Raw genomic sequence first — 14,059 nt, 5'->3', positions numbered from 1 at the left:
GGGAGTGACCTATTCTCTGCATGATGTCGCGTGCCACCAGCCCAAAATCGCGAGCTGGAGCTTTTTTATTATTTGCTCACAAAGCGTTTAACAAAGTCCGCCCTGGACTGCTTGGTGTCATACCGCTGGATGAATTCATCACGCCATGCGCTTGGATTCCCGTTCATCGCAGAGAGGTCAATACCGTAGTAGTTCTCAATGTCTGACCGAGAGACGGTCATGGTCTGCACCGCACCTCCATTAGGTACTTTCAACGTCAAGCGCTCCAATCCAGGCGCGTCACGGAATAGGCGGACAGACTCGATCGCGAAGACCTTGTTGGCCTTGTCGCCCGACTCAAAGTAATCGGGCATCCGCTCTGGCACTTGGAATGCCAACTCCCCACTCTCACCGGACTCAGTCACTGACTGAAGAACGGACGGAGAAAAGATCCGCTCCGCCTTATCGCGGAGCTCGGTCGCCCAGGTGCCACTCGATGCCATTACCAGAGCGGCGATGGCGAAGACCTTTCCTACAAACCTTCCGATGGCTTTCAAGCGTTTACTCCCTGTAATCGCAGCAACAGCTGCTGCTCATGCTTTAAAGGTGGCAAGTGCTTCGCTGACGCTATCCAGCGTGGCTTTACCTTCCGCAGCCATTTGCCGGTAACGGTTTACCAACTCCACCTCTTGCGCTGTGAAGCCTTCGCCAGCTGATGGGGCTCGATGACCGGTCACAACGTAAAGGACGTCGACACCCTTCTCAGCCATCGCTGCGAGGTAAAGCGCGTCAGGGCAGCGATCACCCTTCTCGTAATTAAACTGCGAGGTTTTGGCTACGCCAGCTATCGCAGCAAAGTCCGCCTGGTTGTAGCCAAGGCGGACACGTTCTTCTCTCAGCCTTTCGCCGATATTCAACAAAACGGAACTCCAGTCCTTGACGATTCAACGAACGTTGAATAATCTGCATCAGCAATCACACGAAACCACACGAACGAAACTATGCCGAACACCTACCCCACTGAGCAAGCCTGCCAGGAAGCCCGCGCCCGCTTGGCGCAACAAGGAATCTCGGCAAAGGACTGGGCGGTCCAGCACGACCTGACCCCCTCCACCGTCTATGCCGTTCTCAACGGGCAGAAGAAATGCCTCCGTGGGGAATCCCACCGAGCAGCCGTGCTGCTCGGGATCAAGCAAACCGAAGCGGCAAACTAGACCACAGGGTTCATGGAGGAAACGAGAACATGAAACGTCCCGTTCTAGAGACCCTGCGCCAGGTCGTCAGCGCCGTTGTATGCGCCTACCCCGGCGGTCGTGAGTGCGCAGCACCGCGGCTGGGCTACGAGCTAAAGCAGTTCGACAACCGTGTGTACGAGAACGCCGGCAGCCGGCCTTTGACCTACGACCAGATCCACCTGCTGGAAAGCGATGCAGGCACAACCCATCTGCCGGAGTTCATCGCCAAGATGTACGGAGGTATGTTCGTGCCGCTGGTGAAGCCCGAGGACCTGGACAATGTCGAGCTGTACCGCCGTTCGGTAAAGACCGACGCCAAGCGCGGAATGGTCGACCAGATCATCGCCAAATCGCTGGAGGACGGGGTGATCGAGGAAGCGGAGGCCCAGATCATTATGGAAGCGCACACCCGTTACATGGCTGCACGCTCTGCGGAAGTAATAGCGACGATTCAGCTCCACAGCAGAGCTGAAAGGGGATGAACGGGGTTAGCAGGGCTCAGCCCTTGCCCAGCCGGGATTTGATCTCCCTGAGTCCCGTCGCTACGTCGTCGACTGCGTATCTGATGTCCTCAGAACGCACAACGACTCCAGGAACAGTTCCGGTGGCAGTTGTGTGCGTTGTTTCACGGACACCCTCCATGACCTTTATCAGGGTCTCGTACCGCTCAGCCAAGCGTCGAGCCATCCTTTCAACTTCAGCTTTTGAGTGAATAGCCATGAATGATCTCCTTGAAAACAAACGTGAGGTTTTGCTCGAAATGCTGGCGAAAGCCCAGCAGCGCCTGGACACCCTAAAGGAAACAGTCACCACGGCCAACGACAGCATGGCCGGGTCGGATATCCGCATGGGAATCGACGATGTCATCACGCCATTGAACATCGCTTTCGAAGTGGCCGAGCTGATCTGAGCATGAGCACCTACAAACTCGTCTGCCCCCACTGCAGGGCCAAGATGCGTATCCGTACAAGCGATGGCAGCCACATCTTCCTGCGCGTTGCGTATCTGCAGTGTGTGAACGAAGCCTGCGGCTGGGCCGTGCGCGCCTCGTTCGAAATGACCCACGAAATGAGCCCCAGCGGTATGCCGAACCCCACGGTCAAGCTGCCGGTGGCGCCCATTGCTATGAGGCGTCAGGCGATGAAACGCGCCGACGATCACCCGGATCTGCTTGATCAATTGGATATGGAGGTCGTACCCGCATGAACGCAGCACTCACCAACAACCCCGCTACCGACTACCGCGCCGCAATGCAGGAGGCCGCTGTCGCGTTCCTGCTCCGCCACCGGGGCGAACACCTGACCGGTGACCACCAGGTACTGGAGAACTGCAAGCGCTACCTGACCCAGTCGCTGGAAGTGCAGCCACACCTGGTGCAACGCATCGCCGAGCTGGCGGTTAACGAGTTCGAGGGTATGACCACCAAGCGCCTCGCGCTGCTTGGCGTGCACCCGGCCAGCGGCGCGTACCGACCGACGCTGTGGTTCCTGGACACACAAACCCAGCAGCGGCACCCAGTGCCCGCCCGCTTCCTGCCGGTGCGACTGCTGACCCCACGCAACACCTCGAAGTAACCCGAACTCCCCCTGAGCCATGCCCGCAGCCGCGTGGGTAAGGGGAAACTGCACTCAATTGGTGGCCGACATGACCAACATCAACATTCAGCTGGAGCTGAGCCAGGAGCAGGCAAAGCACTACCTGCAATGGCTCAACAGCCAGTACAGCACCACCATGGCCGACGTCTGGTACTCCGACCGGTACCGCAATGTGCCGTGTGGCGAGCGTGCCCCGCACGTGATGCGGGACGTGCCGCACCTGGCCGGAATCTCCCGGACGCGGCGCGAGCTGGAGAAGTGCCTGGCGGAGCGCAGCAAGTGAAACGCCAGCTGATGGAACACAGCTTGCGCGCAGAGGTTCTGCGCCGCCTGCAGGATGACTATGGCCTCAAGCCGATCACCAAGACCGACTACCTGCGCAAGGGCAAGTGCCCGAGCTGCGGGAAGCTGGAACTCTACTCACGGCAGGACGAGCCCTGGTTCATCAAGTGTGGCCGTGGGAAGTGCGGCGATCAGTGGCACGTCAAAGAGCTGTACGAGGACCTGTTCGACGACTACAGCAAGCGCTACCCGAAGACCCAGGACGCCCCGCGTGCATCGGCTGACGCCTACATGCAGTTCGCTCGCGGCTTCGACCTGGGCATCGTCAAAGGCTGGTACAGCCAGGACAGCTACTGGGACCGGAACCTCGAAATCGGCAGTGCTACGGTCCGCTTCAAGCTTGAACACGGCGAATACTGGGAGCGGCTGATCGATCAGCCGCACCGCTTCGGCAAGAAGAAGGCCCGCTTCGCGCCGGGTCAATCGCCGCGTGGGTACTGGTGGTGCCCGCCTTGCGTCGATCTGACCAAGGTGGAGGAGCTGTGGATCGTCGAGGGCATCTTCGACGCCACGGCTCTGGTGCACAACGCCATCGATGCCGTTTCCGCCATGAGTTCGGGCGCGTTTCCATTCGAGTCGCTCAAGGTGCTGGCCCAGCAGCGCACCGAGGCCGGCCAGAAACTGCCACGCCTGATTTGGGCGCTGGATAATGAGCCACACGCCCATCGCTACACCCGCAAGCATGCCGCTATGGCTCGCGAGCTGGGCTACGTCTGCGAGGCGGCACAGATCCCGCAGCAGGGGCGCAAGGTCGATTGGAACGACCTGCACCAGCGCTGGCACTTCCTCGAGGCCGAGAAACGCCAAGAGCAGATCGACAAAGACCTCCGCAGCGCCCGTTATCACGGCAGCCTGCTGCTGGCCGACAGTGCCGCGGAGAAAGGCGTGCTGATGTACGAATGGCGCGAGCGCTATGAGTTTCACTTCTCGTTCGAAAACCGCCTCTACTGGTTCAAGATGGATGTCGAGAAGCTGACAAAGGCCATCCAGCAACTGAAGGAGTCGGAGAGCCACGAGAACCAGCTGCTTAACGACCGCCAACTCCGCGACAAGGCCATGCGCCAGTGCGGCATGGTGGTCGAGATCGCCAACTGCTACCCGGAGGCCCTGTACTTCCAGCGCAACGAAGTAACGGACGAGTCCTGGTACTACTTCCGCGTCGACTTCCCGCACGACGAACCGAGCGTGCTGAACACCTTCACCGGTGGCCAGGTCGCGGCTGCCAGTGAATTCAAGAAGCGGCTTCTGGGCATGGCTGCCGGCGCGGTCTTCACCGGCAGCGGCTCCCAGCTCGATCGGATCATGCAGCAGCAGCTCTTCGGGCTGAAAACCGTCAAGACCATCGACTACATCGGCTACAGCAAGGAACACGGCTGCTACGTGTTCGGTGATCTGGCCGTTCGCGGCGGTTTGCTGGAGAAGGCCAACGCCGAGGACTACTTCGAGTTCAAGGGTCTGCGCCTCAAGTCACTGCAGAAGTCGATCCGGATGGAGATCAACCAGGACGCATCGGCGTACAAGCCAGACTGGTTCAAATGGCTGTGGACCTGTTTCCACACCCAGGGCGTGATCGCCCTCGCGTACTGGTTCGGCTCGCTGTTCGCGGAGCAGATCCGTGCGGAGTTCCAGTCCTTCCCGTTCCTGGAGGTGACCGGCGAGGCCGGCGCCGGCAAGTCCACCTTGCTGATGTTCCTGTGGAAACTGCTCGGCCGGCAGGACGAGGAAGGCGACGACCCGATCAAGATGACCAAGGCAGGCCTGCGCCGCTGGCTGAGCCAGACCTCCGGGATGCCCGTGGTCATGCTGGAGGCGGACCGCAGCGATGCGGAGACCGGCCACGCCAAGTCGTTCGACTTCGACCAGTTCAAGCCACTGTACAACGGCCGCGGCCTGGGCCTGACCGGCGTGAAGAACGGCGGCAACGACACAAACGCCCCGCCCTTCCGCTCCGCCCTGGTGTTCAGCCAGAACGCCTCTGTCGTGGCCTCGGAAGCGATCCTCACCAGGATCGTGAAGCTGCACTTCGTGAGGCCGGAGGTCACCGACGATAGCCGAGCAGCGGCCGACAACCTCAACCACCTGCAGGCCAGCGAAGTGAGCCACTTCCTGCTGATGGCTGCCAAGGCCGAGCAGAAGGTCATGGAGACATTCCGTGCCCAAGTGAAGGTGCACGAGAAGGCGCTGCGCGAGCTGCGGGAGATCCGCATCGAACGGATCATCAAGAACCACGCGCAGATGATGGCCCTGGTCGACGCGCTGCGCCTGGTCGTGCCGATGACCGATCGCCAGCACGAAGGCACCTTGCGCGAACTGCGCTGCATGGCCGTTGCCCGCCAGCACGCGGTGAACTCCGATCCGAAGGAAGTCGCCGAGTTCTGGGAAGTGTTCGACTACCTGCAGTCGCTCAGCGATGAGCCTGTGGTGAACCACAGCAAGAACCCCGAGCTGATCGCCGTCCACCTCAACGAACTCTGTGAACGCGCGGCCGAGCACAAGCAAAAGCTGGCCGACGTATCGACCCTGCGCACGCTGCTGCGCAACAGCAAATCGCGCCCGTTCATCGACGCCAACCGTGCCGTCGACAGCGCCGTGCGCGCTGTATTCAACACCCGTACAACGGCCGCGAACCTGCGGCCGACCACCGTCAAGTGCTGGACCTTCAAGGCCGGCTGAACCAGGCCGGCGCGGCAACGCCGGCATCAACCCAAGGAGAAGCACCATGCAACTGAAAGTAGAACGCGGCGCACCCGCCACCGGCAAAACCATCCGACTGCGCAAGCTCGCCAAGGCCGACGGACAAAGTGAGCGCCAGATTCTAGTAGGCCGCCAGTGCACTACGGTCGCCCTGGAGCGCGCGGTACGTCGGCTGGCTGATCGGGGCGCCAATGTCATCTGCGTAGACGAATGCAGCGAAGAACAAATCGCACGCTTGCAGGCCTTGCAGAACCGTATGCCGGGCCACCTGACCATCCACGCCGTCGTGGCGAACTAAGGGGACAACCATGAGCACCGCACAAGACCGTATCCGGGATGACCTGAACCGCTCAGCGGTTGAGGAGGCAGAGCGCCCATACGTCCGAGCCGCCGGCGTTGAAGCCCTCCAGCGACTGCTACCCGTAGCCCAACGCTGCACCGGGCAGAGCCGCATCGTCGGGCGCTTCTTGCTGGGCCTCTACAACGGTAGCGCATTTCCCTTTTCGCTTACCGACCTGCGTGGGCTCGACAGCGTACTCTGGGACGACTGCCTCGCCGTACTACGCCTGGACCGACGGCCAGAGCAGGAAGTGCATGAGTACATCGAGAACGGCGACGAAATCTGGTCGCACCTGAAACGCGCCTGGGGCTAAGCCTCGAAAAAGAAGGCCCCGCCGAGCGGCAACTCGGCAGGGCCTGCCCCAAGGAGAAGCACCATGCACAACTTACAACACCACCACCGCTGGTCCTTACTGGCCATGGTCGCCGCACTGGCGGGCGTGACCGCCACGTCGGTGGCTCTGGCCATCGCCGCGCTGATCGACAATACCCTGCTCGCCGTGCTGTTCGCCTCGGCTGCGGTGGTCTTGGACCTGTTCAAGTACATCGCCTGGCCGCTGGCCCTCGGCCTGCTGGTCGTGCGCCGAACCATCTGCGCGCTGCTGATGATGGCCTGCGCAATTGCCCTGGGCGCCGTCTCCGGCTGGGCCACCTACGACCGACTCATGTCCTCGATCATCAACAGCCGCACCGAGTACCAGGCCCGTCAAGAACAACGCCAGATCGACCTGGTGGAGCAGCGCGACGCAGACGCCGCACGCATCGAGCAGCTCGACAGCGATGCGGCCGCCGTCCACCAACAGGCCAACTCGTTGCGCGAGCGGGGCATGGTTTCCCGTGCCCTTGAACTGGAGACAGCCGCCTTGGCACGCCTCGACGCAGAACGGGAGAGCGCCCAGGTACGCCGGGACCAGGCGTCACAGGAACTCACTGCCCTGCTGGCCTTGCCATCCAAGGCCGTGGGCCTACCGCTCGAACTGGCCACCATGCTCTGCCTGGGCTTCGCCGCTGCGCTGGAAATCGTGCCGGCCCTGATCCTTTCCGCACTGCGTCCAGCACCCGCGCAGGAACGCGCCTCGGTAGCAGTAGCAGCGGAACAGGAACAGGCCGAGGAACAGCAACAGGAACATCGAGAAACGGAGCAGGCACGAGCAGTAAGCGACGGGCTTCCGTCCGATTTGCTGAACCTGATAGCCAGCACGGAAAGAGGAACGAAGGTGGCAGTGCGTCAGGTCGCGAAGGTTCTGCGGATAGGCAGCGACAGAGCCACCAGGCTGATGCAGAAGGCAGCCGAAGCCGGCCTGCTGAGCAAGACCGCCGCCGGTTACGTGGCGGCATAGAAGATGGTCCCGGAGGGCGGCAACCCTCCAAGACCGACCAACCCCAAGGAGAAGCACCATGCAAGTACAAACCCCCGAAGTCAGCGCCGAGAAGGCTACCACGCCATCACGGGCAGAGCAGGCTTTCGATAACTCACTCAGAACCCTTCACGTTGTTGATATGGCGTCAGTACTCGGCACAGAGGAACTCGACAGCCAAGTCCTGGAAGACCCACTAGAGGACTTCCTTGACGCATTGAAGGGGCAACCTCTCCAGCACGCCTCACTCAAGCCGTTAGCGGAGATACTTGCTCAAGAGGGTTGGCCGGTCGAGGACGACGAGGATAAGCGGGAGCATGCGCGGGAAGTGCTGGTATCGAACGCCTATATCGCCGACCAAGCGGGCTATCACGGACTAGCGGTTCAGTTTGGTACTCCTCGTCGGGAGTACCGCAAGGCTTCCTTCAGCGAAAGTTGGGGGTTCATCGGGACTGTATGGGTGTATGCAAATAGCTTTGAGGAAGCATGGAGCCTGGGGGTCGAATGGGCCCAACTGAAGCATGACGAGCAGCGCCGGAAAGCTATGGTTGTCGAGGAGGATGAAAATGTCTGAACAAATCCGGCCACGTCTGGCCACTCACTCCCTGGACCTGCCGAACCACTGCGACATCTGCAACAGATCGCGCACCAAGGGCAACCACCAGAAATGCAGCAAGATCCGCCAAAAGACCCAGTCGGCCGCATGGACGGCTTACATGGCAAATGTCGACGCCAAGCGTGAGCAGCGAGGTCAATACCGTGGCCGTTGAGATCCGTTGCCGGTACACGACCGGTACCTACGTGGCCACCGTCAAAGGCCACCGCCTGACCGCCAGCAACACTGCCAGCGCCCTGCAGGCCGCGGAAGGGATGGCCAAAAAGCTGGGGCTAGACCCTGCTTTGCTCGTCGAGCGCAGCCGAGATCTGCTTGGCCCGCAAGGACCCGTGATCTATACCCACTCTGGAGAACAGCAGGTAGCCACCGATGAGCGCTAAGGCGATCGCCAAACTGGCCATCATGTGCGGCTTCAGCGCAGGGGCAGGTTTCCTCGCAGCCCAAGAACTGTGGTGGCTGATCACCGGTCTCGTCGGCTTGTGCCACGGCTAGACGGATCGCCCCACCGAGAACTACCGCTGCAATCTTCTAGGCCTGCAAACAGGCCGTCCAACACAACGGCCCATACACTGGGCCGTTTTCCTTCGTGAGTGAAAATCCAATGGCTGATGGAGTAGAAGTCCGCGGCAATCGTGTCCGCGTGTATTTCCGTTACCAGGGCGAACTGTGTCGGGAATCCATCCCCGGCGACGCCTCCCCCGCCAGCGTGGCCAACGCCGAACGCCTGGTCGGGATCATCAACTACGAGATCCAATCCGGGACATTCAGCTACGCCCGCCACTTCCCTGACTCGCCCCGGGTGCAGAGCAACACCTTCGGCCACTTCATCGACCTGTGGCTGGACATCAAACGCAACGAGATGGCCACATCGGGCTTCCTGGCCTACGCCAGCAAGGTGAAGAACCACATCCGGCCGATGTGGGGACACCGCCAGGCCGACCAGATCGACCACCTCGATCTGCAGACCTGGATCCAGAAGACGCTGATGCCTGTGCTTCACAACAAGACGGTCCGGGAGATCCTGAGCATCGTCCGGCAGATCTTCACGCTGTACCGCACCAGGAACAAATCTGCCCACGACCCCACCGAGGGAATCACCGTCCGTCTCCCCGACGCCGACGACCCCGATCCATTCGAACGGAGCGAGATCGATCTCATCCTGGGCGGCGATCCCGATCACCAACAGGAGATCAACCTGATCCAGTTCATGATCTGGACCGGTGCACGGGTATCGGAGGCGATCGCCCTGGCCTGGGAGGACGTCGACCTGGACACTGGCGCGGTGAAATTCCGTCGATCGCAGGTGCGCAGCAACTACCGGGTGACCAAGAACCGCCGATCTACCCGGGAGGTGCGTTTGATCAAGCCCGCCCTGGAAGCGCTGCGATCACAGATCCGCTTCACCAGGGGCCAGTCGCTGGTCACCGTCGACGTTACCGATCGCGACAACAGGACGGTCAAGCAGCAGAAGGTGCGTTTCATCTTCCACAAGACCACCACCAACGCCGCCTGGACGAGTTCCGATGTCCTGGTGAAGACCTGGTGGCGTGCGCATCTGGAAAATGTGGGGGTGCGGTACCGCGGCCCGAACAACTGCCGGCATACCTATGCCAGCCAGACGCTGAGCACCGGCGTGGTTCCGCTGGACTGGATTGCCGACCAGATGGGGCACACCTCGACGGCGATGATCTGGAAACACTACGGGAAATGGATTCACCAGGACGGGCCGGACATGATCGGCATGCTGGAACATGCGCTGCGGCTCTGATGGCCGCGGTCCGCAAACGCAAAAGGCAGCCATGAAGGCTGCCTTTTTTCTTGCTGCGGTTCCCAAAGTGTTCCCAACCTGCTCCCATTTTGAGAGTCGCCGGGAGAAAACCCTTTGAAAACAGACGCTTAGATGGTGCGGACGAAGAGACTCGAACTCTTACAGCTTGCGCCGCTGGAACCTAAATCCAGTGTGTCTACCAATTTCACCACGTCCGCGTGAAGCATTTAAAGCAAAGGCGCCAGACTTTCATCAGGCGCCTTCTGGAATATGGGGTGGACGAAGGGAATCGAACCCTCGACCACAGGAATCACAATCCTGCGCTCTACCAACTGAGCTACGTCCACCATATTGCATGCTGCTTTTTACTTGTGCCAAAGCTGCCTTGATTGGCGCACCCGGCAGGACTCGAACCTGCGACCATCCGCTTAGAAGGCGGATGCTCTATCCAGCTGAGCTACGGGCGCATATTTAATCTGCTTTCGCTTGCGATTACAAATTAACGTTAGCCGTACCGAACAAGCCAAATCCGCTCATTCTGCCCGACCTTGCTAACCAGTGCTAGGCCCTGCCCGACAAGTGAGGCGCATCTTATAGACGCCCTTTTGGAGCGTCAACATGTTTTTCAAAAAAATTCATTTTATTGAAGGGCTTAGGGCAATTGCCGGACCAAGCGCCTTTGCCCTGCGCGCGGCTCATGCGAGAATGCGCGCTCTTTTTTTCTCTCGATGGTTAATCACCCGTCATGACTGCACAACTTATCGACGGCAAGGCGATCGCCGCCAGCCTGCGCCAGCAGATCGCCCAACGTGTCGTTGAACGTCGCCAGCAAGGTCTGCGCACCCCCGGCCTGGCGGTGATCCTGGTTGGCACCGACCCGGCGTCCCAAGTCTACGTTTCGCACAAACGCAAGGACTGCGAGGAAGTCGGTTTCATCTCGCAAGCCTTCGACCTGCCCAGCAGCACCAGCCAGCAGGAACTGACCGACCTGATCGATCGCCTCAACAATGACGCGGACATCGACGGCATCCTCCTGCAACTGCCGCTGCCGGCCCACCTCGACGCCTCCCTGCTGCTGGAGCGCATCCGCCCGGACAAGGACGTCGACGGTTTCCACCCGTACAACATCGGCCGCCTGGCCCAGCGCATCCCGCTGCTGCGCCCGTGCACTCCGAAAGGCATCATGACCCTGCTGCAAAGCACCGGCCAGGACCTGTACGGCATGAACGCCGTGGTCGTCGGCGCCTCCAACATCGTCGGTCGCCCGATGGCCATGGAACTGCTGCTGGCCGGCTGCACCGTCACCGTCACCCACCGTTTCACCCAGGACCTCGCCGGCCATGTCGGCCGTGCCGACCTGGTGGTGGTCGCCGCCGGCAAGCCGGGCCTGGTGAAAGGTGAGTGGATCAAGGAAGGCGCCATCGTCATCGACGTCGGCATCAACCGCCAGGCAGACGGCAAGCTGGTCGGCGACGTGGTCTACGAGACCGCCCTGCCCCGCGCCGGCTGGATCACCCCGGTACCGGGCGGCGTTGGCCCGATGACCCGTGCCTGCCTGCTGGAAAACACCTTGTATGCGGCGGAAGAGCTGCATAAGTAACGCGCAGTCCCAAGCTTTAAGTTTTAAGCTTTAAGCTGCAAGAAAAGGCAGACCGTGGTGTACCAGCCTTTTCTTGCAGCCTCCCATCTTAAAACCTCCCCCGCCCCGCTTTTTCTTGTCGCTTGCAGCTTGCAGCTTGCCGCTCCCCACCCGGAGAGGTTGACGAACGGTCACCCCAATGGTCAGATGCCGCCCGTTTCAGGTGTCTGCCGCCGCCGCGCGGCAGGTGAAACGGGAAGCCGGTGAGTCTTAGATGACAAGTCCGGCGCTGCCCCCGCAACGGTAAGCGAGTGAAGCCTTCAACAGAGCCACTGTGCGCAGGACGCATGGGAAGGCGAATGGCTTCGAGACTCGCAAGCCCGGAGACCGGCCTGAAGCATCACGACTGAAGAACGGATGCGTCAGTCATTTGGCAAACCTGCGGTGGGCGGGCACGAGCCGGTAGTCTGGCGCGCGCTCGCCAGCTCCCTCCTGTGCGCTTCCCGAAAATTCCTTTTCGAGAAGTCAGTGAATACACGTTATCTCTCCTTGATTGGCTGCCTGCTGGGCGGCAATACCCTCGCGTTCGCGCAAACCCTGGAACTGGAGCGACAGTTCGTCTCGGCGCCACCAGTGGAGTCCAATACCATCGCGCAGATGGCCCGCTACGGCAGCAAGGTCGAAGTGGTGGAGCGCGAGCAGATCGAACGCGCCGGCCCCAGCGCCGATATCACCCGGGTTCTGCAGATGTTCGTCCCGGGCCTGTATGTCGCGCCCAAGCAAGGCCCCTTCGACTACGGCACCTACTCGCTGCTGGGCGGACGCAACGACGACACCCTGATCCTGCTCGACGGCGTGCGCCTGAATAACCGTCTCTATGGCGGCATCTACATCGACACCCTGCCAGCCGCCGCCATCGAGCGCATCGAAGTGCTCAAGGGCGGCCAGAGCCTGTTGTTCGGCACCCAGGCAGTATCCGGGGTGATCAATATCGTCACCCGCAACGCCCAGTCCCGGGATGCGTCGGGCCAGGTCAACCTGGGCGTGGACAGCTTCGCCGGGCGCAATGGCGATGCGCGCATCGAACGGATCTTCAGCAACGGCTTCGGTGACCTGGGCCTGCTGGCCTATGTCAGCCACAACATCTCCGAGGGCTACCAGCCGTACCACAGCAGCGACATCACCGCGACGGTCAGCGACCGCAAGCGCGGCTACGAGGTCAACACCTTCGGGGCCAAGGCCACCCAGGGCTTCGGCGATGATAGCCGCCTGGAGCTGTTCTACCAGTACAGCGCCGCCAGCCTCGACTTCCTGCGCCCCGACGCCAACCGCAACACCACCAACGACCGCGTCCAGCAGATCGCCACGGCCACCTTCCAGCAGCATCTGAACGAGCGTTTCAGTTACTTCGTCAAAGGTCACATGAACGACTGGGACACGAATTACAACCGGGTCTACAACAACGCCGATGGCACGCCGCGCGTGCTCAACCACAACGACTACTGGGGTTTCAGCGACTGGGGCGTGCAGGCCGAGGGCGAGGCCGTGCTGCCCGGCGGCCACACCCTGGTGTTCGGCAGCGACAACCAGTGGTTCAAGGGCAAGGACGATGTGCTGAAGATCGACCAGAACCAGGCCGAGGCCCATGCCCTGTACCTGCAACTGCGCCCCGAGATCGCCGCCCTGCCCGACTGGCACCCGAGCATCGGCGTGCGCCGCGAGCACCTGAGCAGTGGCGACAGCGCCACCGTGGGGATGATCACCTCGCTCTACGATCTGACCGACAACCTCAAGCTGCGTGGCCAGTTCGGCTCGGCCTACAAGCTGCCCAATGCCGAGCAGTTGTATGTCAACGAGCCCGGCGACGAGATGGGCAACCCCAACCTCAAACCGGAGAAAAGCCGCAACGCCGAGCTGGGCCTGGACTACAGCAACCTGCTCAACGGCCAGCCGTGGAATGTCAGCGGTACGCTGTTCCATCGACGCATCGAGGACCTGATCACCCTCGTCGACACCCAGTGGGTCAACGGCGACGGCGAGATCACCGTGCGTGGCTTCGAACTCGACGGCAAGGTACAGCTCAGTGACCGCTGGCAGGTGCAGGCGGACATGACCCGCAACCTGAGCGAATCGCGTAACGGCGCCACCATCAACAACATTCCCGGCTTCTTCGCTCGCAGCCGGGTCGGCTATGAGTCCGCCGATCGTATGTGGGGTGCCGGTGCGGCGATTCGTTACATCGGCAGCGTGGTCAGCCCGCGGGATATCGACTACGGGCACTACAGCGTGGTGGATGCCGATGCCTACCGGTACCTGGATGCCCGGCGCCAGCATCGCCTGGCGCTGCTGCTGGAGAACCTGCTGGACCGGGATTACACCACCAGCATGGACAGCGGGTCGCGGCGGGTCGGGAACCTGGGGCGGCCGTTTACGGCTGAAGCGCGGTACACCTACAGCTTCTGACCTTGTGCTGTAACTGATGGCCTCATCGCTGGCAAGCCAGCTCCCACAGGTACTGCACAGGTCTCAAGCTTTGTGCTGAACCTGTGGGAGC

The 14,059-nt window shown here is 61.3% G+C and carries 19 protein-coding genes, 3 tRNA genes and 1 riboswitch; of the genes, 16 read left to right on the top strand and 6 right to left on the bottom strand.

Translation table 11 applies throughout. The features are described from left to right. Positions 1–68: 68 nt before the first annotated feature. Positions 69–536, bottom strand: coding sequence for a hypothetical protein (locus AC2CQI_RS00310; RefSeq protein ID WP_484578741.1), 468 nt, complete (start codon positions 534–536; stop codon positions 69–71). Between the two features lie 36 nt (positions 537–572). Beyond that, entirely contained in the window at positions 573–896 is a 324-nt protein-coding gene (locus tag AC2CQI_RS00305; RefSeq protein WP_484578740.1) for a helix-turn-helix domain-containing protein, read from the bottom strand. Positions 897–980: 84 nt separating this feature from the next. Here AC2CQI_RS00305 and AC2CQI_RS00300 point away from each other — a divergent pair, with 84 nt between their 5' ends. Both AC2CQI_RS00300 and AC2CQI_RS00295 read left to right on the top strand, forming a co-directional pair. Next, positions 981–1,193, top strand: a complete 213-nt coding sequence (locus AC2CQI_RS00300) for a DNA-binding protein (RefSeq protein WP_484578739.1) — start codon at positions 981–983, stop codon at positions 1,191–1,193. 29 nt (positions 1,194–1,222) lie between these two features. Further along, a complete protein-coding gene (locus tag AC2CQI_RS00295; RefSeq protein ID WP_484578738.1) occupies positions 1,223–1,696 on the top strand; it encodes a YmfL family putative regulatory protein in 474 nt (157 codons plus the stop codon). Between the two features lie 16 nt (positions 1,697–1,712). Here AC2CQI_RS00295 and AC2CQI_RS00290 read toward each other — a convergent pair whose 3' ends face one another. Then, positions 1,713–1,934: a hypothetical protein gene (locus AC2CQI_RS00290; RefSeq protein ID WP_484578737.1), complete on the bottom strand. Its 222-nt coding sequence runs from the start codon at positions 1,932–1,934 to the stop codon at positions 1,713–1,715. On the opposite strand from AC2CQI_RS00290, the gene AC2CQI_RS00285 reads away from it, so the two are divergent. From AC2CQI_RS00285 to AC2CQI_RS00230, 12 genes are all read left to right on the top strand, one after another. Then, the gene (locus AC2CQI_RS00285) at positions 1,933–2,124 is read left to right on the top strand and encodes a hypothetical protein (protein WP_484578736.1); all 192 of its coding nucleotides are present in this window, start codon (positions 1,933–1,935) and stop codon (positions 2,122–2,124) included. The genes AC2CQI_RS00290 and AC2CQI_RS00285 overlap by 2 nt on opposite strands. Before the next feature lie 2 nt (positions 2,125–2,126). Further along, positions 2,127–2,420: an Ogr/Delta-like zinc finger protein gene (locus AC2CQI_RS00280; protein WP_484578735.1), complete on the top strand. Its 294-nt coding sequence runs from the start codon at positions 2,127–2,129 to the stop codon at positions 2,418–2,420. Then, the gene (locus tag AC2CQI_RS00275; protein WP_484578734.1) at positions 2,417–2,788 is read left to right on the top strand and encodes a hypothetical protein; all 372 of its coding nucleotides are present in this window, start codon (positions 2,417–2,419) and stop codon (positions 2,786–2,788) included. The genes AC2CQI_RS00280 and AC2CQI_RS00275 overlap by 4 nt, the downstream gene beginning before the upstream one ends. Before the next feature lie 70 nt (positions 2,789–2,858). Beyond that, positions 2,859–3,092, top strand: coding sequence for a hypothetical protein (locus tag AC2CQI_RS00270; RefSeq protein ID WP_484578733.1), 234 nt, complete (start codon positions 2,859–2,861; stop codon positions 3,090–3,092). Positions 3,093–3,103: 11 nt separating this feature from the next. Beyond that, the gene (locus AC2CQI_RS00265) at positions 3,104–5,824 is read left to right on the top strand and encodes a toprim domain-containing protein (protein WP_484580563.1); all 2,721 of its coding nucleotides are present in this window, start codon (positions 3,104–3,106) and stop codon (positions 5,822–5,824) included. A 46-nt stretch (positions 5,825–5,870) separates the two neighbouring features. Beyond that, positions 5,871–6,143 carry a hypothetical protein gene (locus tag AC2CQI_RS00260; protein WP_484578732.1) on the top strand — a complete coding sequence of 91 codons (273 nt, stop codon included), beginning with the start codon at positions 5,871–5,873 and terminating at the stop codon, positions 6,141–6,143. Between the two features lie 10 nt (positions 6,144–6,153). Further along, the gene (locus AC2CQI_RS00255; protein WP_484578731.1) at positions 6,154–6,498 is read left to right on the top strand and encodes a DUF7673 family protein; all 345 of its coding nucleotides are present in this window, start codon (positions 6,154–6,156) and stop codon (positions 6,496–6,498) included. Between the two features lie 63 nt (positions 6,499–6,561). Then, on the top strand, positions 6,562–7,524 hold the full coding sequence (locus AC2CQI_RS00250) for a hypothetical protein (protein ID WP_484578730.1): 963 nt from the start codon (positions 6,562–6,564) through the stop codon (positions 7,522–7,524). A 58-nt stretch (positions 7,525–7,582) separates the two neighbouring features. After that, on the top strand, positions 7,583–8,116 hold the full coding sequence (locus tag AC2CQI_RS00245; RefSeq protein WP_484578729.1) for a hypothetical protein: 534 nt from the start codon (positions 7,583–7,585) through the stop codon (positions 8,114–8,116). Continuing rightward, the gene (locus AC2CQI_RS00240) at positions 8,109–8,312 is read left to right on the top strand and encodes a hypothetical protein (protein ID WP_484578728.1); all 204 of its coding nucleotides are present in this window, start codon (positions 8,109–8,111) and stop codon (positions 8,310–8,312) included. Before AC2CQI_RS00245 ends, AC2CQI_RS00240 begins: the two co-directional genes overlap by 8 nt. Further along, positions 8,281–8,538 carry a hypothetical protein gene (locus tag AC2CQI_RS00235; protein ID WP_484578727.1) on the top strand — a complete coding sequence of 86 codons (258 nt, stop codon included), beginning with the start codon at positions 8,281–8,283 and terminating at the stop codon, positions 8,536–8,538. Before AC2CQI_RS00240 ends, AC2CQI_RS00235 begins: the two co-directional genes overlap by 32 nt. Before the next feature lie 221 nt (positions 8,539–8,759). Continuing rightward, positions 8,760–9,926, top strand: coding sequence for an Arm DNA-binding domain-containing protein (locus AC2CQI_RS00230; protein ID WP_484578726.1), 1,167 nt, complete (start codon positions 8,760–8,762; stop codon positions 9,924–9,926). Positions 9,927–10,059: 133 nt separating this feature from the next. Here AC2CQI_RS00230 and AC2CQI_RS00225 read toward each other — a convergent pair. The 3 genes from AC2CQI_RS00225 to AC2CQI_RS00215 all read right to left on the bottom strand — a co-directional run bounded on the left by AC2CQI_RS00225 (position 10,060) and on the right by AC2CQI_RS00215 (position 10,393). Continuing rightward, a tRNA-Leu gene (locus AC2CQI_RS00225) sits at positions 10,060–10,144 on the bottom strand. Between the two features lie 53 nt (positions 10,145–10,197). Next, positions 10,198–10,273, bottom strand: a tRNA-His gene (locus tag AC2CQI_RS00220). 43 nt (positions 10,274–10,316) lie between these two features. Next, positions 10,317–10,393 (bottom strand) — tRNA-Arg (locus AC2CQI_RS00215). A 278-nt stretch (positions 10,394–10,671) separates the two neighbouring features. Here AC2CQI_RS00215 and folD point away from each other — a divergent pair. Together folD and AC2CQI_RS00205 are read left to right on the top strand one after the other, a co-directional pair. Further along, positions 10,672–11,526, top strand: a complete 855-nt coding sequence (gene folD / locus AC2CQI_RS00210; protein ID WP_484578725.1) for a bifunctional methylenetetrahydrofolate dehydrogenase/methenyltetrahydrofolate cyclohydrolase FolD — start codon at positions 10,672–10,674, stop codon at positions 11,524–11,526. A gap of 183 nt (positions 11,527–11,709) precedes the next feature. Then, positions 11,710–11,915: riboswitch (cobalamin riboswitch) on the top strand. A gap of 118 nt (positions 11,916–12,033) precedes the next feature. Next, the gene (locus AC2CQI_RS00205; protein WP_484578724.1) at positions 12,034–13,968 is read left to right on the top strand and encodes a TonB-dependent receptor plug domain-containing protein; all 1,935 of its coding nucleotides are present in this window, start codon (positions 12,034–12,036) and stop codon (positions 13,966–13,968) included. Positions 13,969–14,059: the final 91 nt, after the last annotated feature.

It is taken from the genome of Pseudomonas sp. P2S-1 (genome assembly GCF_057197725.1).
This window is presented reverse-complemented; position numbering and strand designations above follow the sequence as displayed.